This is a genomic window from Saccharothrix obliqua (assembly GCF_019375475.1).
Classification (GTDB): Bacteria; Actinomycetota; Actinomycetes; order Mycobacteriales; family Pseudonocardiaceae; genus Actinosynnema; species Actinosynnema obliqua.
Genome location: NZ_JAHXGQ010000001.1, coordinates 287,164 through 309,522 on the forward strand (window position 1 = coordinate 287,164; position 22,359 = coordinate 309,522).

22 protein-coding genes and 1 pseudogene are annotated in these 22,359 nt (G+C 72.7%); 20 read left to right on the forward strand and 3 right to left on the reverse strand.

The genetic code is table 11. The annotated features are described in order from the left end of the window. Positions 1-112: 112 nt before the first annotated feature. From KZQ38_RS01505 to KZQ38_RS01595, 19 genes and pseudogenes are all read left to right on the forward strand, one after another. Complete coding sequence (locus KZQ38_RS01505) at positions 113-901, forward strand: alpha/beta fold hydrolase (RefSeq protein WP_219437607.1); 789 nt, start codon at positions 113-115, stop codon at positions 899-901. Further along, complete coding sequence (gene mshA, locus KZQ38_RS01510) at positions 898-2,151, forward strand: D-inositol-3-phosphate glycosyltransferase (RefSeq protein WP_219437609.1); 1,254 nt, start codon at positions 898-900, stop codon at positions 2,149-2,151. Before KZQ38_RS01505 ends, mshA begins: the two co-directional genes overlap by 4 nt. Beyond that, positions 2,148-2,630 carry a type III secretion system chaperone family protein gene (locus KZQ38_RS01515; RefSeq protein WP_219437611.1) on the forward strand — a complete coding sequence of 161 codons (483 nt, stop codon included), beginning with the start codon at positions 2,148-2,150 and terminating at the stop codon, positions 2,628-2,630. The genes mshA and KZQ38_RS01515 overlap by 4 nt, the downstream gene beginning before the upstream one ends. 81 nt (positions 2,631-2,711) lie before the next feature. Then, positions 2,712-3,560, forward strand: coding sequence for a DUF4349 domain-containing protein (locus KZQ38_RS01520; RefSeq protein WP_219437613.1), 849 nt, complete (start codon positions 2,712-2,714; stop codon positions 3,558-3,560). A gap of 421 nt (positions 3,561-3,981) precedes the next feature. Beyond that, the gene (locus KZQ38_RS01525; RefSeq protein WP_219437615.1) at positions 3,982-5,544 is read left to right on the forward strand and encodes a 4-coumarate--CoA ligase family protein; all 1,563 of its coding nucleotides are present in this window, start codon (positions 3,982-3,984) and stop codon (positions 5,542-5,544) included. A 167-nt stretch (positions 5,545-5,711) separates the two neighbouring features. Then, positions 5,712-5,900: a hypothetical protein gene (locus KZQ38_RS01530; protein ID WP_219437617.1), complete on the forward strand. Its 189-nt coding sequence runs from the start codon at positions 5,712-5,714 to the stop codon at positions 5,898-5,900. Positions 5,901-5,996: 96 nt separating this feature from the next. Beyond that, on the forward strand, positions 5,997-6,743 hold the full coding sequence (locus KZQ38_RS01535) for a phosphoglyceromutase (protein WP_219437619.1): 747 nt from the start codon (positions 5,997-5,999) through the stop codon (positions 6,741-6,743). 522 nt (positions 6,744-7,265) lie between these two features. Continuing rightward, positions 7,266-8,459, forward strand: a complete 1,194-nt coding sequence (locus KZQ38_RS01540; RefSeq protein WP_219437621.1) for a sensor histidine kinase — start codon at positions 7,266-7,268, stop codon at positions 8,457-8,459. Beyond that, positions 8,456-9,136: a response regulator gene (locus KZQ38_RS01545; RefSeq protein ID WP_033436599.1), complete on the forward strand. Its 681-nt coding sequence runs from the start codon at positions 8,456-8,458 to the stop codon at positions 9,134-9,136. Before KZQ38_RS01540 ends, KZQ38_RS01545 begins: the two co-directional genes overlap by 4 nt. Before the next feature lie 28 nt (positions 9,137-9,164). Next, a complete protein-coding gene (locus KZQ38_RS01550) occupies positions 9,165-10,187 on the forward strand; it encodes a Ppx/GppA family phosphatase (protein WP_219437623.1) in 1,023 nt (340 codons plus the stop codon). Then, the gene (locus KZQ38_RS01555) at positions 10,187-11,335 is read left to right on the forward strand and encodes an Rv0497 family membrane protein (RefSeq protein WP_219437625.1); all 1,149 of its coding nucleotides are present in this window, start codon (positions 10,187-10,189) and stop codon (positions 11,333-11,335) included. The genes KZQ38_RS01550 and KZQ38_RS01555 overlap by 1 nt, the downstream gene beginning before the upstream one ends. Next, positions 11,332-12,117: a sugar phosphate isomerase/epimerase family protein gene (locus KZQ38_RS01560; RefSeq protein ID WP_219437627.1), complete on the forward strand. Its 786-nt coding sequence runs from the start codon at positions 11,332-11,334 to the stop codon at positions 12,115-12,117. The genes KZQ38_RS01555 and KZQ38_RS01560 overlap by 4 nt, the downstream gene beginning before the upstream one ends. A 71-nt stretch (positions 12,118-12,188) precedes the next feature. Next, positions 12,189-13,109, forward strand: a complete 921-nt coding sequence (locus KZQ38_RS01565; protein WP_219437629.1) for a proline dehydrogenase family protein — start codon at positions 12,189-12,191, stop codon at positions 13,107-13,109. A gap of 8 nt (positions 13,110-13,117) precedes the next feature. After that, positions 13,118-13,924: a thioesterase family protein gene (locus tag KZQ38_RS01570; RefSeq protein ID WP_219437631.1), complete on the forward strand. Its 807-nt coding sequence runs from the start codon at positions 13,118-13,120 to the stop codon at positions 13,922-13,924. Between the two features lie 485 nt (positions 13,925-14,409). Continuing rightward, positions 14,410-15,237: a pyrroline-5-carboxylate reductase gene (proC, locus tag KZQ38_RS01575; protein WP_219437633.1), complete on the forward strand. Its 828-nt coding sequence runs from the start codon at positions 14,410-14,412 to the stop codon at positions 15,235-15,237. A gap of 119 nt (positions 15,238-15,356) precedes the next feature. Further along, positions 15,357-15,566 carry a helix-turn-helix domain-containing protein gene (locus KZQ38_RS01580; RefSeq protein ID WP_219439257.1) on the forward strand — a complete coding sequence of 70 codons (210 nt, stop codon included), beginning with the start codon at positions 15,357-15,359 and terminating at the stop codon, positions 15,564-15,566. Between the two features lie 122 nt (positions 15,567-15,688). Continuing rightward, positions 15,689-15,790 (forward strand): 30S ribosomal protein bS22, encoded by a 102-nt coding sequence (locus tag KZQ38_RS01585; RefSeq protein ID WP_015105422.1) that lies wholly within the window; start codon positions 15,689-15,691, stop codon positions 15,788-15,790. A 114-nt stretch (positions 15,791-15,904) separates the two neighbouring features. Further along, positions 15,905-16,552, forward strand: a pseudogene (locus KZQ38_RS01590) (NAD-dependent epimerase/dehydratase family protein); the annotation flags it as partial. Positions 16,553-16,761: 209 nt separating this feature from the next. Next, complete coding sequence (locus KZQ38_RS01595) at positions 16,762-17,787, forward strand: lysophospholipid acyltransferase family protein (RefSeq protein WP_257900693.1); 1,026 nt, start codon at positions 16,762-16,764, stop codon at positions 17,785-17,787. A 105-nt stretch (positions 17,788-17,892) separates the two neighbouring features. On the opposite strand, the gene KZQ38_RS01600 is transcribed toward KZQ38_RS01595, so the two are convergent. From KZQ38_RS01600 to KZQ38_RS01610, 3 genes are all read right to left on the reverse strand, one after another. Then, complete coding sequence (locus KZQ38_RS01600; RefSeq protein WP_219437639.1) at positions 17,893-18,777, reverse strand: HAD family hydrolase; 885 nt, start codon at positions 18,775-18,777, stop codon at positions 17,893-17,895. 140 nt (positions 18,778-18,917) lie between these two features. Next, on the reverse strand, positions 18,918-20,009 hold the full coding sequence (locus KZQ38_RS01605) for a DUF5667 domain-containing protein (RefSeq protein ID WP_219437641.1): 1,092 nt from the start codon (positions 20,007-20,009) through the stop codon (positions 18,918-18,920). Positions 20,010-20,082: 73 nt separating this feature from the next. Further along, complete coding sequence (locus KZQ38_RS01610; protein WP_257900695.1) at positions 20,083-20,670, reverse strand: sigma-70 family RNA polymerase sigma factor; 588 nt, start codon at positions 20,668-20,670, stop codon at positions 20,083-20,085. Positions 20,671-20,886: 216 nt separating this feature from the next. Between KZQ38_RS01610 and KZQ38_RS01615 the strand changes: the two genes are divergently transcribed. Further along, positions 20,887-22,359 carry an AMP-binding protein gene (locus tag KZQ38_RS01615; protein ID WP_219437646.1) on the forward strand — a complete coding sequence of 491 codons (1,473 nt, stop codon included), beginning with the start codon at positions 20,887-20,889 and terminating at the stop codon, positions 22,357-22,359.

Consider the following 22,359-nt stretch of genomic DNA (forward strand, 5'->3'; position numbering starts at 1 on the left):
CTCCCACCGCCCGGACCGGCCACCGCCGCTCCGGGCGGTGGCGTTCCCGGCCTGGTTGTGATGTGCGCATTCATCGGGAAGCGATGAAGTCGGTGCCGCGTTGTGGTAGGGCGTGCTGACTTCTCTCCTCACCGCCGGCGGTGTCCGGCTGGCCGTCCGCGAGTCGGGTCCGGTCGGTGGCCCGGCGGTCGTGCTGGTGCACGGTTGGGCCCAGTCCGGGGAGGTGTGGCCGGCGCACCCGGCACACCGCTCGTACGCGGTGGACCTGCGTGGCCACGGCGAGTCCGACGCGCCCGCCGACGGCTACGACGACCCGGCCGCGTGGGCGGACGACCTGGCGGCGGTGCTCGCGCACACCGGGCCCGCGGTGCTGGTCGGCTGGTCGTACGGGGGCCTGGTGCTCACCGACTACCTGCGCGTGCGCGGCGCGGACCTGGTGCGCGGGCTGGTGCTGGTCGGCGCGATCACCGAGAACGGCCGCGACCGGCCGGGCGGTGCGACCGGGCCGGTGCCGCGCCGGGTGCTGCCCGCGGCGTTGTCGGACGACCCGGCGGTGGCCGTGCCCGCGCTGCTGGAGTTCTGCGCCGCGCACGACCTGCCCGACGTGGAGGTGCAGCGGATGCTCGGCACCGCGTTGCGCGTGCCGCCACGCGTGCGTCGCGCCCTGCTCAGCCGGGACGTGGGCAGCGCCGAGGTGCTGACCGCCGTCGACCGGCCCACCCTGGTGGTGCACGGCACCGCCGACCAGGTGGTCGCGCCGAGCGCGGCCGAGTACGCGGCGGCGACCGTGCCGGGAGCCGAGTTGCGCTGGTACGACGGAGTGGGCCACCTGCCGTTCCGCGAGCGGCCGGAGCGGTTCGCGGCCGACCTGGCGGCGTTCGTCGCGGAGGTCGGGCGGTGAAGCGCGTCGCGGTCCTCTCGGTGCACACGTCACCGCTGGAACAGCCCGGCACGGGCGACGCGGGCGGCATGAACGTCTACGTCGTGCAGACCGCCATTCGCATGGCCGAGCGCGGCATCGAGGTGGAGGTGTTCACCCGGGCCACGTCGTCCGACCTGCCGCCGGTCGCGGAACTCGCGCCCGGCGTGAAGGTGCGGCACGTGGTGGCGGGCCCGTTCGAGGGACTGGGCAAGGAGGAGCTGCCGGGCCAGCTGTGCGCGTTCACGGCGGGCGTGCTGCGTGCCGAGGCGCGGCACGAGCCCGGCCACTACGACGTGGTGCACTCGCACTACTGGCTGTCCGGCCAGGTCGGGTGGCTGGCGCGGGAGCGCTGGGGCGTGCCGCTGGTGCACACCGCGCACACCCTGGCGAAGGTGAAGAACGCGAACCTGGCCGCGTGCGACACGCCGGAGCCGCGGATGCGCGTGATCGGCGAGGAGCAGGTGGTCGCCGAGGCCGACATGCTGGTCGCGAACACCGACGTCGAGGCGGCCGAGCTGGTCGGCCTGTACGCGGCGGACCCGGCGAAGGTGCTGGTCGTGCCGCCGGGCGTGGACCTCGACCGGTTCACGCCGGGCGACCGGGACGCCGCCCGCGCGGCGCTCGGCGTGCGCCCGGACGACGTGGTGCTGGCGTTCGTGGGCCGCATCCAGCCGTTGAAGGGGCCGGACGTGCTGCTGCGCGCCGCCGCCGAGCTGCTGTTCCGCGCGCCGGAGCTGCGGGACCGGCTGGTGGTGCTGGTGGTCGGCGGACCGTCGGGTAGCGGCATGCAGACGCCCGAGGAGCTGAAGCGGCTCGCGGGTGAGCTGGGCATCTCGGACGTGGTGCGGTTCCTGCCGCCGCAGGGCGGCGCGGCGCTGGCCCGCGTGTACCGGGCGGCGGACGTGGTGGCCGTGCCCAGCCACAACGAGTCGTTCGGCCTGGTGGCGCTGGAGGCGCAGGCGTGCGGCACGCCCGTGGTGGCGGCGGCGGTCGGCGGGTTGCCGGTGGCGGTGCGGGACGGCGTGTCCGGTGCGCTGGTGGACGGGCACGACCCGGCCGCGTGGGCGCGGGTGCTGGCGGACGTGGCGTTGCACCCCGCCCACCGCGAGGAGCTGGCGGCCAACGCCGTCGGCCACGCCCGCCGGTTCTCCTGGGAGCGGACGACTGATTCACTGCTGGCGGGGTACGCCCGGGCACGGGACGTGTTCCGCGAGGAGGTGTTCGCTTGAAACCGGACGAGGTCATCCGGTCCGCTTTGGACGAACGGGAGCTGAAGTACACCAACCCGGAGCCGGGCAAGTTCTTCGTCACGCTGCCGGGCGCGAAGAAGCTCCAGACCAACTGCTGGCTCGTGGTGGGCAGGCACGCGCTGGTGGTGGAGGCGTTCGTGTGCCGCAACCCGGACGAGGCGCACCAGGACGTGTACCGCTTCCTGTTGCGCCGCAACGCGAAGCTCTACGGCGTGCACTACACCGTCGACACCCGCGGCGACATCTACCTGGTCGGCCGGATACCGCCGCACGCCGTGACGGCGGACGAGCTGGACCGCGTCCTGGGTCAGGTGGTGGAGGCCGCGGACGGTGATTTCAACACGCTGCTGGAGATCGGGTTCAAGGGCGCGATCCGCCGCGAGTGGGACTGGCGCGTGTCGCGTGGCGAGTCCCTGGCGAACCTCCAGGCGTTCCGGCACCTGGTGGACACCGACTGAGCCCGAATCGTGATCAACGGCCGCGCAACGGGTTCCGCCGCGCGGCCCGTCCTCCGGTCGAAGCGACCACAGGAGGGGATCATGGGCAGACGGGTGGCAGCCGCGGTGCTGGCGTTAGCCGCGTTGGCCGGGTGTTCGTCGAATTCCGGCAGCACGACGGCCGTCGCGCCGGGCGCGGCGCAGGAGGCGAAGCCGGGCGCGGGTGATCCGGACGCCGCCGCGAAGGCGCCGGAGGACAAGCGCGCCGCGGCCGAGCCGGCGACGTCGAACCGGCAGCTCGTGCGCATCGGGTCGGTGCGGCTCCAGGCGCCGGACGTCGCGGGCACGGCGGCCAGGGTGAACGACGTGGTGCTGGCGCAGGGCGGGTACGTCGCGTCGGAGAACCTGACGGACAACAACGCCACCACGACGTTGCGCGTGCCCGGCGACCGGTTGGACGCGGTCATGAAGGCCGTCGGCGAGCTGCCCGACGTGCGGGTGGCCGAGCGCACCGTGCGCACCGAGGACGTGACCGACCAGGTGGTGGACGTCGAGGCGCGGATCGCCAACCAGCGGGCGAGCGTGGAGCGGGTGCGCGCGCTGCTGGACCGCGCGACGACCACGGCCGAGATCACCCAGATCGAGTCCGAGCTGACCAGGCGGCAGGGCGAGCTGGAATCGCTGCTGCGCCGCCACGACACGCTCAAGGGCCAGGCGGCCATGTCCACGCTGACCGTCGCGATCGGCCGGACCGACCGGGCACCGGCCGCGCCGGCCGAGGACGACGACTTCCTGACCGCGCTCGCGGGCGGCTGGCACGCCCTGACGGCGGCGCTCGGGTGGTTGCTGATCGTGATCGGGCGGGTGCTGCCGTTCGCCGTGGTGCTCGGCGCGCCGCTGCTCGGATACCTCGCGTGGCGTCGTCGCCGCAAAGGTGCGGTCACACCCTGAGACCCGAACGGACCCGACTTCCTGACGAAAACGCTACTGCGGGTGTGCGCGCGACGGGGAGCGCGGGGCGGCTTGGGAGAGAGGGGGAGTCGCGAGTCAAGCCGCCCCGCGTAGGTCCCCGCTTGTGGGGGGATCCGGGCGGGGGGAGCCCGACAATCCCAGCGGGCCGCGGTTCGACGGGGGGATTGCGAACCGCGGTGGTGCCTTCCGGGTCGTTGGAGTGCGTGGGAGCCGACCCGTTCGGACCCTGTCAACTTGGCAGATCGCCGGCGATCCCCACAAGGGTTCGCGTTACTCCATTCGAGTGTTATCGGCGTGGATTGGTAACGCGAGCGTGATCTTCGGCGTGCCTTGACCCCGAATGTGTCGTGGCTCACGATGGCGGGATCGTTTTCCCACCGGCGAGTAGTGAGGCTGCCGCATGGTGTTCCGCAGTCCGTTCCCCGACGTCGACCTCCCCGACGTGCCGCTGCACGAGCTGTTGTTCGCCGACCTGGCCGGGCGCGCGGACCGGGTGGCGCTGGTCGACGGCACGTCCGGCGCGTCCCTCACCTACGCCGGGCTCGCGGGGGCGGTGGACCGCCTCGCCGCCGCGCTCGCCGAACGGGGGGTCGGCAAGGGCGACGTGGTGGGCATCCTCTGCCCCAACACCCCTTACTACGCCGTGGTCTTCCACGGCGTGCTGCGTGCCGGCGCGACCGCCACCACCATCAACGCGCTCTACACCGCCGACGACGTGGCGGACCAGCTCGCCGACGCCGGGGCGAAGATGTTGTTCACCGTCTCCGCGCTGCTGCCCACCGCCGCGCCGGGCGCGCGCCGGGCCGGTGTCGCCGACGTCGTCGTGCTCGACCGGGCCGAGGGCTACCCCGACCTGGCCGGGCTGCTGACGTCCATGGGTCCGGCGCCGCGGGTGGCGATCGACCCGGCCGAGGACGTGGCCGTGCTGCCCTACTCGTCCGGCACCACCGGGCGGGCCAAGGGCGTCATGCTGACCCATCGGAACCTGGTCGCGAACATCGTGCAGTGCGGTCCGCTGCTGAAGGTCGACGCGGAGACGCGCATCCTCGCCGTGCTCCCGTTCTTCCACATCTACGGGATGCAGGTGCTGATGAACAACGGCCTGCACGTCGGCGCGACCGTCGTGACCCTGCCGCGGTTCGACCTGCGCGAGTTCCTGCGCGTCATCCAAGACCACCGCACCGACCGGGTGTACATCGCGCCGCCGATCGCCGTCGCGCTCGCCAAGCACCCGTTGGTGGACGAGTACGACCTGTCCGCCGTGGACACGGTCTTCTCCGGCGCGGCCCCGCTGGACGTCGACCTGGCGGCGGCCGTCGCGCGCCGCCTGGGCTGCCGCGTGGTCCAGGGGTACGGCATGACCGAGATGAGCCCGGTCAGCCACGCCATCCCGGACGGGCGCGACGACATCCCCGTGGGCACCGTCGGCGTGACCGCGCCCAACATGGAGTGCCGCGTCGTGGACCCGGCGACCGGCGAGGACGTGGGTGTCGGCGAGCGCGGCGAGCTGTGGTGCCGGGGCCCGAACGTCATGAAGGGCTACCTGAACGACCCCGAGGCCACCGCCGCCACCCTGGACGCCGAGGGCTGGCTGCGCACGGGCGACGTCGCCGTGATCGACGGTGACGGGTTGGTGAGCATCGTCGACCGGGTCAAGGAGCTGATCAAGTACAAGGGCTACCAGGTGCCGCCGGCGGAGCTGGAGGCGTTGCTGCTGACGCACCCGGCCATCGCCGACGCGGCGGTCGTGGGCGTGCGTGACGGTGAGGGGGAGGAGGTGCCCAAGGCGTTCGTCGTGCGGCAGGCGGGGGCGGCCCTGGACGGGGCCGCCGTGATGTCCTTCGTGGCCACCCGCGTCGCACCGCACAAGAAGGTCCGGGAGGTCGAGTTCATCGAGGCCATCCCGAAGTCGGCCTCCGGCAAGATCCTGCGGAAGGACCTGCGGGCGCGGGAACGCGGCTGACCCGGTCGGCGTCGGGTGGTGTTCTCCGGGAGCGCGGCGCGCCCTCGTGTCACCTGGTCGGGTTGATCCACCGGCTTCGGCCGGCGCTCCGGCCACCGGGCGGACAGCATCTTCGGTGCTCCGGGCCTCCCGGAGCGGATCCCAGCCCCGAACCGTACGGAGTACACATGCGCACGCTCGGCAAGCTCGTCGCCTCGACGGCCGCCGCCCTCGTCATCACCGCGCCGGTCGCGAACGCGGCCCCGGCGATCGGCGGTCTGCCCAACCTCGCGACGAACGGCGGCGGCCCCCTCAGCCTCGTGCAGCCGGTCACCCAGATCGCGAAGCCGCTGCTCGGCCAGATCCTCGGCGGCTGACCGCGGGCCGGGCACCCGGCGGGACGGGCCGCCGGGCGCCCGGCGCGCGTGCCGGGTTGGCGGGGGCGCGACCAGCGGATATGGCAGAGTTGCGCCATGGCTGTCGGAACCCTGGTGCTGCTCCGCCACGGCGAGAGCGTGTGGAACGCGGAGAACCTGTTCACCGGCTGGGTGGACGTCCCCCTGTCGGACAAGGGCGTGACCGAGGCGCGGCGCGGCGGCGAGTTGCTGCGCGCGGCGGACCTGCTGCCCGACGTGGTGCACACCTCGCTGCTGCGGCGGGCGATCACCACCGCGAACCTGGCGCTGGACGCGGCCGACCGCCACTGGATCCCGGTGCGCCGCGACTGGCGGCTCAACGAGCGCCACTACGGCGCGCTCCAGGGCAAGAACAAGAAGCAGACCCTGGACGAGTTCGGCGAGGAGCAGTTCATGCTCTGGCGCCGCTCCTACGACACCCCGCCGCCGCCCATCGAGCCGGGCTCGGAGTACAGCCAGGACGCGGACGCGCGGTACGCCGACCTCGGCCCGGACCTGCCGCTCACCGAGTGCCTGCTGGACGTGGTGAAGCGGATGCTGCCGTACTGGGAGACCGCGATCGTGCCGGACCTGCGCGCGGGCCGCACCGTCCTGGTCGCGGCGCACGGCAACTCGCTGCGCGCCCTCGTGAAGCACCTGGACGGCATCTCCGACGAGGCCATCGCGGGCCTCAACATCCCCACCGGCATCCCGCTGCGCTACGACCTGGACGAGGCGCTCAAGCCCGTCCGGCCGGGTGGCGAGTACCTCGACCCGGACGCCGCGGCGGACGCGATCAAGGCCGTGGCGAACCAGGGGCGTTGAGACCGGGGCGTTGAGCCCGGGGCACCGAACCGGGCCGGTCGGTGCGGGCCGGTCGAATTGGGCCTGCTCGGTGCGGGCCGGTCGGTGCGGGCCTGTGTGCTGTGGACCGACCGGTGCGGACCGACTGCTGCGGACCGACCGGTGCGGACCGACTGCTGCGGACCGACCGGTGCGGACCGACTGCTGCGGACCGACCGGTGCGGACCGACTGCTGCGGACCGACCGGTGCGGACCGACCGGTGCGGGCTGTTCGCTGCGGGCCGTTTTGGTGCGAGGGCGTTGAGCCGTGCGTGTTTTTTTAGCCACGCTCCGTGCATAACGCTCAATTCCGGCATTCTTTCTCGCGACACCCGGAAGAGGCCCCGCGTATCACCGGGTGGCACCTGGTGGACCTCATTGGACACGATTGGGTGAACTGAAGCCGTCCGGCGGGAGAACATCACCGCCGGACGGTGTCGCCGGTGTCACGAACCACGCGTGCGGGCTAGGCCGCACCCGCCCTGAGCTGCTTACGATGCGACCGTGACCGCAACGGGTTACCTCGTCCTGTCGATCGGCGCTCTGCTGATCGGCGGCGCGGCCTTCGTCGTGGGACGGGTTACCGCCCGACCCCGCGCCGAGCGCCCCGCCGGCCTCACCGTCGCCGACCTCATGGCCATGGTGGTCCAGTCCTCCCACGACGGCATCACCGTCCTCAACGCGTTCGGGGACGTCGTGCTGCACAACCCGCGCGCCGAGGAACTCGGCGTCGTGCGCAACAACCGGGTGGACGACCGCGCGCGCCGCGCGGCCGAACTCGCGCGGGAAACCGGCGAGGTCGTGCAGGTCGACCTGTCCTCCCTGGAGGTCAAGGGCCGCCAGCCGGAGGCCGTGCACGCGCAGGTCAAGGTGATCACCGACGGGTTCGTGGTGGTGGACGCCTCGGACGAGTCGGAAGCGGTCCGCCTGGAAGCCACCCGGCGTGACTTCGTGGCCAACGTCAGCCACGAGCTGAAGACGCCGGTCGGCGCGCTCGCCCTGCTCGCCGAAGCCGTCCTGGACGCCGCCGACGACCAGGAGGAGGTGCGCCGGTTCAGCGCCAAGATCATGCAGGAGGCCACCCGCCTCGGCACCCTGGTCACCGAGCTGATCGCGTTGTCCCGCCTCCAGGGCGCGGAGAAGCTGCCCGAGCTGAACCGGGTCGGCGTGGATGTCGTCATAGACGAGGCGATGAGCCGCTCGAAGCTCGCCGCCGAGTCGGTCGGCATCGAGATCACCACCGACGAACCCAGCGGCCTGGAGGTCGAGGGCGACCGCACCCTGCTGGTCACCGCCCTGAGCAACCTGCTGGACAACGCGGTCGCCTACTCGCCGCCCGGCAGCCCCGTCTCGGTCAGCCGCAAGCTGGTCGCGGGTTTCGTGGAGATCGCCGTCACCGACCGCGGCATCGGCATCGCCGAGGACCAGCAGACCCGCGTGTTCGAGCGGTTCTACCGCGTCGACCGGGCGCGGTCGCGGGCCACCGGCGGCACCGGGCTCGGCCTCGCCATCGTCAAGCACGTCGCCGCCAACCACGGCGGCGAGGTGAAGCTGTGGAGCCTGCCCGGCACCGGGTCCACCTTCACCCTGCGCATCCCGGCGCACCCCGACCGGGAGGAGCGCACCGCCGACCTGTCCAAGCCGGAAATCGTCGTCCCTGTGCCGACCAGCGCGGGCAAACTCGGAGGAGAGCTGTGACCAGGGTGCTCATCGTGGAGGACGAGGAGTCCTTCGCCGACCCGCTCGCCTTTTTGCTGCGCAAGGAGGGGTTCACCGCCGCGCTCGCCGCCACCGGTCAGGAGGCGCTGGAGGAGTTCGACCGCAACGGCGCCGACATCGTGCTGCTCGACCTCATGCTGCCCGGCATGAGCGGCACCGACGTGTGCAAGCAGCTCCGCGCCCGCTCCGCCGTGCCAGTGATCATGGTCACGGCGCGGGACAGCGAGATCGACAAGGTGGTCGGCCTCGAACTGGGCGCCGACGACTACGTCACCAAGCCCTACTCGGCCCGCGAGCTGATCGCCCGCATCCGCGCCGTGCTCCGCCGCGGCGGCGAGTCCGAGGAGCTGTTGCCGCAGGTCCTGGAGGCGGGACCGGTCCGGATGGACGTCGAGCGGCACGTCGTGACGGTCGACGGCGGCGAGGTCAACCTGCCGCTGAAGGAGTTCGACCTGCTGGAGTACCTGCTCCGCAACGTCGGCCGCGTGCTCACCAGGGGCCAGCTCATCGACCGGGTGTGGGGCGCGGACTACGTCGGCGACACCAAAACCCTGGACGTGCACGTCAAACGCCTGCGGTCGAAGATCGAACCCGACCCGTCGACACCGCGTCACCTGGTGACGGTGCGGGGACTGGGCTACAAGTTCGAGTCCTGACTCCGCCGACCGGGTACGGTGTCCCCCCGTGCGCCTAGGGGTGCTTGATGTCGGGTCGAACACCGTCCACCTCTTGGTGGTGGACGCTCATCGTGGTGCCCACCCGACGCCGATGAGTTCCGAGAAGTCCGTGCTCCGCCTGGCCGAACAGCTGGACGGGGACGGGCTCCTCACCAAAGCCGGTGCGGACCAGCTGGTGCGCACGGTCGCGGCCACCAAGGCGTCCGCCGCCCGGCTGGGCTGCGACGACCTGATGGCGTTCGCCACGTCCGCGGTCCGCGAGGCGGGCAACTCGGCGGCCGTGCTGGACCGGGTGCGCCAGGAGACCGGCGTCGACCTCCAGGTGCTGTCCGGCGAGGACGAGGCGCGGTACACGTTCCTCGCCGTCCGGCGCTGGTACGGGTGGTCGGCGGGCCGGCTGCTCAGCCTCGACATCGGCGGCGGCTCGCTGGAGCTGGCCGTCGGCGTCGACGAGGAGCCGGAAGGCGCGTTCTCCCTGCCGCTCGGCGCGGGCCGCCTCACCCGCACCCGCTTCCGGAACGACCCGCCCACGCGGGCCGAGATCCGCGACACCACCGAGTGGCTGGACGACCAGATCGCGCCGGTCGCCAAGAAGATCCGCCGCGTCGGCTCGCCCGACCGGGTCGTCGCGACCTCGAAGACGTTCCGCACGCTGGCCCGGCTCACCGGCGCCGCGCCGTCGTCCGCCGGACCGCGGGCCCGCCGCGTGCTCACCCACGCCGGGCTGCGGCAGCTCACCGGGTTCATCTCGCGGATGTCCGGGCAGGACCTCGCGGAGCTGGAGGGCGTCAGCGCCGGACGGGCCCACCAGCTCGTCGCCGGGGCGCTGGTGGCCGAGGCCACCATGCGAGCCCTGTCACTCGGTGAGCTGGAGATCTGCCCCTGGGCGCTGCGGGAAGGTGTCATCCTGCGTCGGCTGGACCACACTAACGGGTCGGACCACGGCGAAGATCGGGACACCCCGGCTGCCCGCACCCGGCGGCCGGGCGACACTGGACGGACTGGCCGCCACGGGGCACGGTGGAGTTGATGAGTCGAGAGAGCGAGTCGGAGCAGACCCAGCGCACGGTCGCGGAGTTGCTCGCCCAGTACGGCGGGGGCTCCGGCGACGTGACGCCGCGTCGGCGACGGCGCCGCGCCGAGGACGCCTCGGACACCGCTCCGCAGGCGATCATCGAGCGGGTCAACTCCGACAGCGGGCGGTTGTTGCCGATCAGGGACGAGCCGGAGGGCGCGGCACCGGCCGGGCCACCGCCGGTGCCCGGTCCGCCCGTGTCGGGTCCGCCCGTGTCGGGTCCACCGGTGTCGGGTCCACCCGTGTCCGGGCCGCCGGTTCCGCCGGTCGGGCCGCCGCCCGCGCCGCCTCGGCGGGAGGTGGACGCCGAGCGGACCGCCTACCAGCCGCCGGTTCGGCCTGAGCCGCCTCAGCCTCCGGTTCGGCCGGAGGGGCGACCGGAGGGACGTCCGGAGGGCCGGGAGCGCCGCGTGCCCGCGCCGAGCCCCGCCGAGGAGACCCAGCAGGTCCCGCCGGTCGTGGCCGCCGAGCGGACCAGCGTGGTGCGGCCCGTCGAGCCCATGACCGAGCAGTTGCCCCGGATCACGGACAAGCTCACCCCGAACGTCCCGCTGGAGTCGCTGCCGACGGAGTCGGTGCTGATCGTGCCGCCGGCGCCGCCGGAGCTGCCCGCGCCGCTGCCCGACCAGACCGCCGAGGACTGGTTCGGCGAGGACGAGCCGCCCGCCGCGGAGCCCGAGAGCACCCAGTTCCACCCCTACGTCGAAGAGGAAGACGACGAGGGGAATCCGGAGAGCACGCAGTTCCACCCCTACGTCGACGACGACGAGGAGGACGAGGACGACGAGGAGCCCGCGGGCCTCGCCGACGTCGGGGAGGAAGAGGAGCCCGCCGAGCGCTCGCCCGGCAAGGAGTGGCTGTTCATGATCGGCCAGCTCGCGATCGGCGTGATCGGCGGCGCGGCGCTCTGGCTCGGGTTCAGCTTCCTCTGGCGCACCCTCGCCCCGGCGGCCCTGGTCGTCGCGCTCGCCGTGACGGTCGGGCTGGTGATGCTGGTCCGCAAGATCCGCCGCGCGGACGACCTCCAGACGACGATCCTGGCGGTGCTGGTCGGCCTCATCGTGACGGTTTCGCCGGCGGCCATGCTGCTGGTGAAGTCTTGATCCCGGTCGGCCTGTCCACGGCATCCGTGTGGCCCCAGCCGGCGGGCGCGGCGTTCGAGGCCGCGGGCGCGCTGGGGTACGACGGCGTCGAGGTCATGGTGTGGGCCGACCCGACCAGCCAGGACGTCCGGGCCTTGCAGCGCCTGTCCAACCGGGAGCGCGTGCCGGTGCTGGCGGTGCACTCGCCGTGCCTGCTGATCAGCCAGCGCGTGTGGTCGCCGGACCCCGTGGAGCGGCTGCGGCGCAGCGTCCGGGCGGCGGAGGAGCTGGGCGCGCGGACGGTCGTGGTGCACCCGCCGTTCCGCTGGCAGCGCAAGTACGCGGACGGCTTCGCCGACCTCGTGGCGGAGCTGGAGGACGGCAGCGGGATCGCGGTGGCCGTGGAGAACATGTTCCCGGTGCGCCGCGGCCTCGGTCGCGGGAGGTCCGTGCAGGTCACGGCGTTCCGCCCGTCGATAGACCCGACCGACGTCGGCCACCGCAACTACACGCTGGACCTGTCGCACGCCTCCGCCGCGAACGTCGACGCCATGGAGCTGGCGAAGCGGATGGGCGACGGCCTCACCCACGTCCACCTCGCCGACGGCACCGGGCTGCCCAAGGACCAGCACCTGATCCCCGGCCGGGGCAGCCAGCCGTGTGCCGAGCTGTGCGGCGTGCTGGGCCGCTCGGGTTTCACCGGCCAGGTCGTGCTGGAGGTCGACACCCGCAAGGCGCGCACGGCCGGCGAGCGGCGTGAGCTGCTGGCCGAGTCGCTGGCGTTCGCCCGGACCCACCTCTGACCGGTCGGGTCGCTGACGAAACCACCGCTGACCCGCTGCTTCCCCGGAGACCACCGGATAGGGTCTTGATCGTGAACCCCTTGCGCTCGTTGATCCTCGCCGCCGCGGACAACGACGCGGTGCGCCGGGTCGTCACGCGCGCACCGGTCAGCCGGGACGTGGTGCGCCGGTTCGTCGCCGGCGAGACGGTCGAGTCGGCGGTCGACACCACCGGAGACCTGGTGGAACACGGCCTGCGCGCGACCCTGGACCACCTGGGCGGGGAAGCCGCGAGCCGGGCCTCCGCCGAGCGGACCGTGCAGGCGTACCTGAAGCTGCTCGACCAGCTCCACGACACCGGCCTGGCCGCGGACGCCGAGGTCAGCGTCAAGCTGTCGGCGGTCGGTCTCGCGCATGGCGAGCGCCTCGCCCTGGACAACGCCTCCCGGATCTGCGCGGCGGCCGAGCAGGGCGGCACCACCGTGACGCTCGACATGGAGGACCACACGACGACGGACGCGACCCTGCGCGTCCTCGCCGAGCTGCGCCGGGCGTGGCCGTGGGTGGGCGCGGTGCTCCAGGCGTACCTGCGCCGGACGCTGGACGACTGCCGCGAACTCGCCGGTACGCGGGTGCGGCTGTGCAAGGGCGCCTACGCGGAACCGGCGTCGGTGGCGTTCACCGCGCCGCACGACGTGGACCTGAACTACGTGCGCTGCGCGAACGTGCTGCTGGCCGGCGGCGGCTACCCGATGTTCGCCACGCACGACCCGAGGCTGGTCGCGATCGTCGGAGAGCGGGCGCGGTGGCACGACCGCGCGGCCGGCGCGTTCGAGTACCAGATGCTGCACGGCGTCCGCCCGGCCGAGCAGGCGCGGCTGGCGGCGGAAGGGCACGTGGTGCGGGTGTACGTGCCCTTCGGCGAGCAGTGGTACGGGTACCTGATGCGCAGGCTGGCCGAACGCCCGGCCAACGTGGCGTTTTTCCTGCGTTCGCTGGTCAGCCGCTCGTGAGGAGTGCTGTGACGTTCTCTGCTGCCAGTGCCGTGCGCCCGTTGGGCGACGGCACGTACACGGCGTCGCTGCCCGGCGAGTGGACGATCGGGCCGAAACCGCACGGCGGGTTCCTGCTCGCGCTGGCGGCGCGGGCCGCGGTGCACGCCGCCGAAGGAGCGGTGCCCGGCGCGGAGGCGTTGTCGCCGCTGGCGGTGAGCGCGCAGTTCCTGCGCGCGCCGGAGGTCGGGCCGGTGCTGCTGCGGACCGACGTGCGCAAGGCCGGCCGGACCGCCACGGTGGTGAACTGCGTGCTGGAGCAGCGTGGTCGGCCGTGTGTCGAGACGTCCGTGACGGTGGGCCGGATGCCCGCCCAGACCCCGGACTACGCCGACCTGCCGGACGTCCCGGCTGCGCCGCCGGCGGACGCCGTCGACCTGGCCACGTTGGGCGCGGGAGGCGTGTACAAGCTGGGCGCGGTGTGCGACGTCCGGCTCGCGGCGGAGGGTGCCGGGTTCCTCACCGGGAAGATCGGCGACCCGCTGTCGTTGACGTTGTGGGTCCGCCCGTTCGGGGAGCGGCCGGACCCGTACTTCGCTTTGGTCGCCGGGGACATCTCCATGCCGGTGACGTTCAACCTGGGGCGGTTCGGGTGGTCGCCCACCGTGCAGTTGACGGCGCTCCTGCGGGCGGAACCCGCTTCGGGGTGGTTGCGGGTGCGCGTGTCCAGCAGTGCCGTGCACGGGCAGTGGTTCGACGAGGACTTCGTGGTGATCGACGCCGCTGGGCGGCTGGTTTGTCAGGCTCGGCAGTTGGCGTTGACGCCTGCCGGGTGAGTGGCGGGGCCGCTTGAGCGGCGGGCTTCTTGCGTGCCTGGGCTTCTTGAGCGGCTGGGTTCGCAGTGCCCGGCATCGTGGTGCCTGGGTTCTTGAGTGCCTGGCTTCATGGTGCCCGGGCTCGTGGTGCCCGGCATCGTGGTGCCTGGGCTTCTTGCGTGCCGGCGTGGTGCCTGGGTTCTTGCGTGCCGGCGTGGTGCCTGGGTTCTTGCGTGCCTGGCATCCCCGGCCAACCAGAGAGCGCATTGGATTAAAAGCGACGCTCGCCGCTTGGCAGGCCGCCAAGGAGAACTGGAAGAGCGCCGTCGTGTTCTCCCCGTATGGCCTGGTCAAGACAACCACACTCGTTCCCTGGGCGCAAACGAAAAGCGTGTTTGCGCCCAGGGAACGAGCGCGGTTCGCTGGCGCGCAGGCCATACGGGGAGAACACGACGGAGGTGGTGTGTCGTGCCTTCGGCGGAATTCGCTCGTGGGAAACTGGGGGTATGACGACGTCTACTACTACGACTATTGCTGTGCTTGGGGCCGGGAAGATCGGGGAGGCGTTGCTCTCCGGCCTGTTGCAAGGGGGGTGGGCTGCCGATCGGCTGTTGTTCACGGAAAAGCACCCTGAGCGGGCGGTTTCGTTGCGGGACCGGTACGGCGTTGACGGTACCGATGTGGCCGGGGCTGCGGGTCGGGCCGATGTGCTGGTGGTTGCCGTGAAGCCGCAGGACATCGGGCCGTTGTTGGACGAACTCGCGCCTGTGGTGCGGCCCGGGGTTTTGATCGTTTCCCTGTGCGCCGGGTTGCCCACCTCGTTGTTCGAGGCGCGGTTGCCCGGTGGCACGCCGGTGGTGCGGGTCATGCCCAACACGCCGATGGTGGTGGGTCAGGCGATGAGCGCCATTTCCGCCGGCCGTTTCGCCGGGGAGGAGCACCTGGTCCTGGTCGAGGAGTTGCTGTCGACCGTCGGCAAGGTGGCGCGGGTCCCCGAGAAGCAGCAGGACGCCGTCACCGCGTTGTCCGGCTCGGGGCCGGCGTACTTCTTCTTCCTCGTCGAGGCGATGATCGACGCCGGCATCCTGCTCGGCATCCCGCGCGACCTGGCCACCCGGTTGATCATCCAGTCCGCGGTGGGCGCGGCGTCGATGTTGGACCAGGGCGACCAGCACCCGGTGATCCTGCGCGAGGCGGTCACCTCGCCGGGCGGCACCACGATCACGGCCATCCGCGAGCTGGAGAAGCACGGCGTGCGGGCCGCGATGCTCGCCGCCATCGAAGCCGCCCGCGACCGTTCGGTGGAACTGGGACGCGCCCACGAGGGGGACTGATCCCGCCATTGGCCGTCGCACCAGTCCCACCTGTCCCGTTACTCTCAGGGCAGCACGTGCGTGTCGAACCGTCGGTGGGGAAGCCGACGGCACGACGCGTGTCGAAGGACGCGGTGAACATGCCGGAGGAGAACGATCGAGCATCCCTGGTCCAGGTCAAGTTCCTGACCGTCGCCGAGGTTGCGCTGGTGATGCGGGTGTCGAAGATGACGGTGTACCGGCTGGTGCACTCGGGCGAGCTGACCGCCGTGCGCGTCGGCAAGTCGTTCCGGGTGCCGGAGAAGGCGGTGCACGAGTACCTGAGGAACGCCTACTTCGACGCCGGGTGAGGGTCGGCGCCGGCAGCCGGGTAAACTGACAGGCCGTTCGTGCCTGGTGTCGGCGCGCCCTACCGTTGGGTGTCTCCACCGGCGCGTGGAAACACCTGACGTCTAGTGAGTGAGGGACCCGCATGGGCTCGGTCATCAAGAAGCGCCGCAAGCGCATGTCGAAGAAGAAGCACCGCAAGCTGCTGCGCAAGACGCGCGTCCAGCGTCGCAAGCGCGGCAAGTAGGGGTCATCGGGCCGGCTGGGCGCGTGCCCGGCGGCCCGGCGGGTCTTTCGGGCGCCGGTTCCCCCGCGGGGACCGGCGCTTCCGCGTCCCCGGTGGTGGGTAGCATCCTGGGCGATGGCACCCAAGGTCGTTCTGGTCACCGGTTGCAGCCGCTTCCTCGGCGGCCACCTCGTCGCGCGGTTCGCGGCCGACCCCGACGTCGAGCGGGTGCTGGGCGTGGACACCGAGCCGCCCTCGCGTGACCTGCTGCGGCGCATGGGGCGGGCCGAGTTCGTCCGCGCCGACATCCGCAACCCGCTCATCGCCAAGGTCGTCGCGTCGGCACGCGTCGACACCGTCGTGCACGCCTCGGTGACCGCCGACCCCGGCGGACCCGGCGGGCGGTCGGTGATGAAGGAGATGAACGTCATCGGCACGATGCAGCTGCTGGCCGCGTGCCAGAAGTCGCCGCACGTGCGCAAGCTGGTGGTGAAGTCGACCAGCGCCGTCTACGGGTCGTCGTCGCGGGACCCGGCGGTGTTCACCGAGGACATGGGCCCCAAGGACCTCCCGTCCAGCGGTTACGCGAAGGACGCCGTCGAGGTCGAGGGCTACGTGCGCGGGTTCGCCCGCCGCCGGCCCGACGTGGTGGTCACGGCGCTGCGCTTCACCAACTTCATCGGCCCCCGCATCGACACCGTGCTGACCAGGTACTTCGCCCTGCCCGTGGTGCCGACGATCATGGGCTACGACGCGCGCGTGCAGCTGCTGCACTCGGCCGACGCGCTGGCCGTGCTGGAGCGGGCCGCGCGGCACGACCTGCCGGGCGTGTTCAACGTGGGCGGTGACGGGGTGCTGCTGCTGTCGCAGGCCATCCGGCGTGCGGGCCGGCTGCCGCTGCCCGTGCCGAGCGCGGCGGTGCCCGTGGTGGGGCGGGTGTTCCGCAGCGCGCGCCTGGTGGACTTCTCGCCCGACCAGCTGCGGTTCCTCAACTGGGGCCGCGTGGTGGACACCGGGCTGCTCAAGCGCGAGTTCGGCTTCACGCCCCGGTGGACCACGCGCCAGGCGTTCGACGACTACGTGCACGGGCGGGGCCTGCGCCCGCTGATCGACCCCGGCCTGGTGGAGTCGGTGGAGCGCGGCGTGCTCGACGCGGCGGCGAGGCTGCGGTGACGGCGGACCGGGAGGAGCGGCTCGCCGAGTTCCTGGCGTTCGTGCGGCGACGGCTGCGTGGCGAGTACGAGGTGGACGAGTTCGGCTTCGACGCCGACCTCACGGACCACCTGCTGATGCCGCCGCTGCGCCCGCTGTACGAGAAGTGGTTCCGGGTGGACACCACCGGCGTGCACCACGTGCCCGCGACGGGCGGTGCGCTGATCGTCGCCAACCACTCCGGCACGCTGCCCCTGGACGGCGTGATGACCGCCTACGCGGTGCGTGCCGAGCACCCGGCGGGGCGGCACCTGCGGATGCTGGGCGCGGACCTGGTGTTCAAGACGCCCGTGCTGGGCGCGCTGGCCCGCAAGTCCGGGCAGACGCTGGCCTGCACCCCCGACGCCGACCGGCTGCTGCGGGCCGGTGAGCTGGTGGGCGTCTGGCCGGAGGGCTTCAAGGGCATCGGGAAGCCGTTCAAGGACCGGTACAAGCTCCAGCGGTTCGGCCGCGGCGGGTTCGTGTCGGCGGCGTTGAACGCGGGCGTGCCGATCATCCCGTGCGCGATCGTGGGCGCCGAGGAGATCTACCCCAAGATCGGCGACGTGAAGGCCCTGGCCCGGCTGTTCGGCCTGCCCTACTTCCCGGTGACGCCGTTCTTCCCGCTGCTGGGCCCCCTCGGCGCCGTGCCGCTGCCGTCCAAGTGGTACATCGAGTTCGGCGAGCCCATCCCGACCGACGGGTTCGGCGAGCACGCCGCGGACGACCCGATGCTGGTGTTCAACCTGACCGACCAGGTGCGGGAGACCATCCAGCAGACCCTGTACCGGCTGCTCACGCAGAGGCGGAACGTCTTCTCGGGATGACGACCACCCGGGCCGGGGCCGCGGTGCGGTCGACCAGGTGCTCTGCGCCAGGGCGTTGATCAGGCCGGACGTGCCGGCGGTTCCGGTCGCCGGTGCGCTTGGCGGTCAGCCACGGCGGCGGTAGGCGAGGCCGGCCGCGATGGCGCCCGCCAGGGCGCCCGCGCCCAGCACGGACGGCACGCCGATCCGCGCGGCCTTGCGGCCGGTGCGGAAGTCGCGGATCTCCCAGCCCCGCTGGCGGGCCGTGTCGCGCAGGCCCGAGTCCGGGTTGACCGCGACCGCGGTGCCGACCACCGACAGCATCGGGACGTCGTTCACCGAGTCCGAGTACGCGGTGCAGCGGCGCAGGTCCAGGCCCTCCTTCGCGGCCAGGGCGCGCACCGCGTGCGCCTTCGCGCGGCCGTGCAGGAGGTCGCCCACCAGCTTGCCGGTGTAGATGCCGTTCTCGCTCTCCGACACGGTGCCCAGCGCGCCGGTGAGGCCGAGCCGGCGGGCGATGATGCGGGCGAGTTCGACGGGGGTGGCGGTGACCAGCCAGACCCGCTGGCCGGCGTCCAGGTGCATCCGCGCCAGGGCCTGCGTGCCGGTCCAGATCTTGTCGGCCATCAGCTCGTCGTAGATCTCCTCGCCGAGGCTGACCAGCTCCGCCACCGACCGGCCCGCCACGAACGACAACGCCTGCTCGCGGGACGCCTTCACGCTCTGCGGGTCCTCGCGCCCGCCCACCCGGAACTTGATCTGCTGCCACGCGAACCCGGCCAGGTCGGAGTTCTTGAAGTATTTGCGCGCCGCCAGGCCGCGCGCGAAGTGGAAGATCGACGCGCCCATCATCATCGTGTTGTCCACGTCGAAGAACGCGGCGGCGGTCAGGTCCGTCGTCGGGGTGTCCTCGCGCGCGCCGGCCAGCGCGGCCTCGGCCGAGGCTTCACCGGCCAGCGCGGCACGCCTCTCCCGCTCGGCCGAGCCCTCCACGACACGCCTTTTCACCACGTCAGCGCCTCCCAGCGTCCGATGGGGACAGCTCCCAGCGTCCGATGGGGACAGGGTAGCGATCAGGCACTGAGACCAACCAACCGTTCCGCCGGCTGCCGCGGTCCGGTCCCCCCGGCGCGGCTCGGGGCGGCGGTGGGTCAGCCGGTCAGGCCGGGCAGGGGGATGGGCAGGGTCAGCGTCGGGAGTTGGATCGGCGGCGTCGTGGTGTCGACCGGTGGCAGGGGCGCGGTCGGGCGTGCGGGGGTCGTCGGTGCGCCGGTGGCGGGTGGTGGGGCCTGCGGTGGGGCCGAGGTCGCGGGTGCGCCGGTGGGTGGCGGCTGGTTCGGCGGGGGTACGGGGGTGCCTGCCGCCGCCGTTGTCGTCGCGCGTGGTGGTGGGGCGGCGGTGGTGGCGGTGGGTGGTGGGGCGCAGTCGTCGGTCGCGGGCAGTGGGCCGATCTCGTCGAAGCGGTCGGTGGTGGGGCAGGTGGTCCTCGCCGCCAGGTCGATCGCGCGTCGTTCGATGCGGCCCAGCAGTTCGAGGGAGGTGCCCGTCCGTCCGGCCGCGTCGGAGGGCAGCCGGCCGCGCAGGTCGGTCAGCCGCGTCGACTGGGCCGTCGCCCAGTCGCGCAGTCCGTCCAGCGCCGCGCGGTCGGCGGTCGCGCCGTGCGCGGCCAGCACGCGGGAACCGGCCGCGGCGTCGGCGTCGAAATCGGTCAACGCGGAGAGGTAACCGCCCAGCGGGCCGCCGCCGGAGTCGCGGTAGCGGTCGGCCATGGTCTCGATCTCCGCGACCCGGGCGGAGGCGAACTCCAGGCGCTTGTAGCCCTTGGACTCCTCGCCGAAGGTCAGGCCCAGCGTGGCCGACTCGGCGGTGCGCTTGACGCCGTACAGCGCGTCACCCGGCAATGCGTCGCGGGACAGCAGGAGGCTCATCCCGACGAGTGAGAACACCAGGCACAACGCGGCGGCCAGGGCCACGGCCAGGCGACCGCGTGCTCCGCCGCCGCGGTGGCGTCGCGGGTCGACCGCCGTCAGCGGGGCCGGGCTCGCGCCGAGCACCCGTTCCCGCATCCGGGCCCTGGTCGCCTCGTCCGGGCCGCTCGACGCTGCGGCTTCCCGCAACAACGCCACCACGGCCAGCTCGTCGGCGAACGCCGGGTCGACCTCGTCGGGCAGCGCCTCGACGGCGCGGGCGAACCGCTCGCGCTGCCTGTGACGCCCTAGCGGCGTGATCCCTCTGCCCACCATCCCGCACCGACTCGTCAGGTGTTCCCGCCCGGAGCAACGAATCCGGCGGCGCCCGGGTTACGCGGACCGGCGTTCACCGCAGCCAGTTCGGCAGCAGTTGGGCCAGTCGGCGCACCGCGCGGTGTTGCAGGGCCTTGACGGCGCCTTCGTTGCGCCCCATCTTCGCGGCCGTCTCCGCCACGGACAAGCCCTGGATGAAACGGAGAGTGATGCATTCCCGCTGGTCCTCGCCTAACTGGGCGATGCAGCGCAGCAGCTCGGCGTTGGCCGCGTCGGTCAGCACCTCCTGCTCGGGACCGCTGGTGACCTCGCGGTTGTCGGCGGGCTCCGCGGTGGTGACCTCCAACCGGTACCGGCTGGACTTCACGTGGTCGAAGACGATGTTGCGCGCGATCGTGACGAACCACGCGCCGACGTCCCGGCCCTGGTAGCTGATGGAGCCGATGCTGCGCAGCGCGCGCAGGAACGTCTCGCTGGTGACGTCCTCGGCGAGGGTGCGGTCGCCGACCCGGAACAGCACGTACCGGAAGACCACGTCCACGTACCGGTCGTACAGGGCGCCGAACGCGTCCGTGTCGCCGGCTTGGGCGGCACGCACGAGGTCCCACGGCTCGGTCTCCACGCCCTCGATCGTGCTGGACCGGCTCCCCGCGCCCCACATCGAGCGGAGTGCTCGGACCGTCTTGTCGCGCGCGCTCGCGGTCATCGGCTCGCGGCACCTCCACAGAGTCGCCGTCCGGGCAGCATACGTGTTGTTACTCCGTAGTAGGTAGCGTTGAGTTGTCGGCTGGTCACGCGCGTGTTGCGGGCCCTGCGTGCCGCCGCCCGCGCGTGACAGACTGCGCTGAGGTCCGCTCCGGTAAACCAGGAGGTCGACTTGACCGTTCCCGATCGCAACGTCGCCGACCTGGTTCGCGCCTCCGCGCACCGTGGACCCAAGCACGTGGCACTGGTCGATGTCACGACTGCGAACAGCTGTACCTGGGAGGAGTTCGACGCGTTCGTGGATCGCGAGGCCCACCGCCTGGTGGACGCCGGCCTCACGCCCGGTGACCGCGTCGTGGTGCGGCTGCCGACCGGTCTCGCGTTCTGCGTCGCCGTGTTCGGCGCGTTGCGCGCGGGCGGTGTCGTGGTGCCCACCGGTCCCGGGCAGCCCGCCCGCGAACTCCAGCGGATCGTCGCCGACAGCGGCGCGCGGCTGCTGGTCGGCGACGGCGGCGGCACCGACGCCGAGGTGCTGCCCGCGCCGGAGCCCGTGCCCGGCGACCCGTTCCCGGCGATCGGCTCGGGCGAGGACGTGGCCGTGCTCGGCTACACCTCCGGCACGTCGGGCGTGCCGCGCGGCGCGATGCTGTCGCACCGGGCGCTGCTGGCCAACGTCGAGCAGTGCGCCGCGCTGCGCCCCGCGCCGGTGGCGGCGGGCGACCGGGTGCTGCTCGCGCTGCCGCTGTTCCACGTCTACGGGCTCGGCCCCGGCCTGCTCCAGGTCGCGGGCGCGGGCGCGACGGCCGTGCTGCTGGAGCGGTTCGACGCGGACGCCGCGCTCACCGCCATCCGCGAGCACCGGGTGACCGCGCTGGTCGGCGTGCCGCCGATGTACCGGGCGGTGCTGGCCCAGCCCGCCGAGCGGCTGCGGGAGGACCTGGCCACCGTGCGGTTGTTCACCTCCGGCGCGGCACCGCTGCCCGCGGGCGTGCTGGACGGGTTGCGGCAGGTCGTCGGCCTGCCCGTGTACGAGGGGTACGGCCTGACCGAGACCGGTCCCGTGCTGACCTCCACGCTGGTCGGCGGGCTCGCGAAACCCGGTTCGGTCGGCCGGGCGCTGCCCGGTGTCGAGGTGCGGCTGGTGGACACCGACGGCAGGCCGCTCGACCCGGACGAGGACGAGCCGGGCACCGGCCTGGTCGCGGCCCGCGGCGCGAACCTGTTCAGCGGCTACTGGCCGGACGGCGCGCACGGCCCCGACGCGGCCGGCTGGTTCCGCACCGGCGACGTCGGCTACCTGGACGAGGACGGCGACCTGCACCTGGTGGACCGGGCGGGCGACCTGATCATCGTCAACGGCTTCAACGTCTACCCGCACGAGGTGGAGCAGGTCGTCGCCGAGCTGCCGGGCGTGGCCGAGGCGGCGGCGGTGGGCGTGCCGGACGACCGGACCGGCGAGGCGGTGAAGGTCGTCGTCGTGCTCGGCGAGGGCGCGGACCTCACCGAGGACGCGGTGAAGGAGCACTGCGCGGCCCGGCTGGCGAAGTTCAAGGTGCCCGCCGAGGTGGAGTTCGCCCACGCCCTGCCGCACTCGCCGACCGGCAAGCTCGCCCGCGCCCGGCTCCGGCTGCCGCTTGCGCCATGA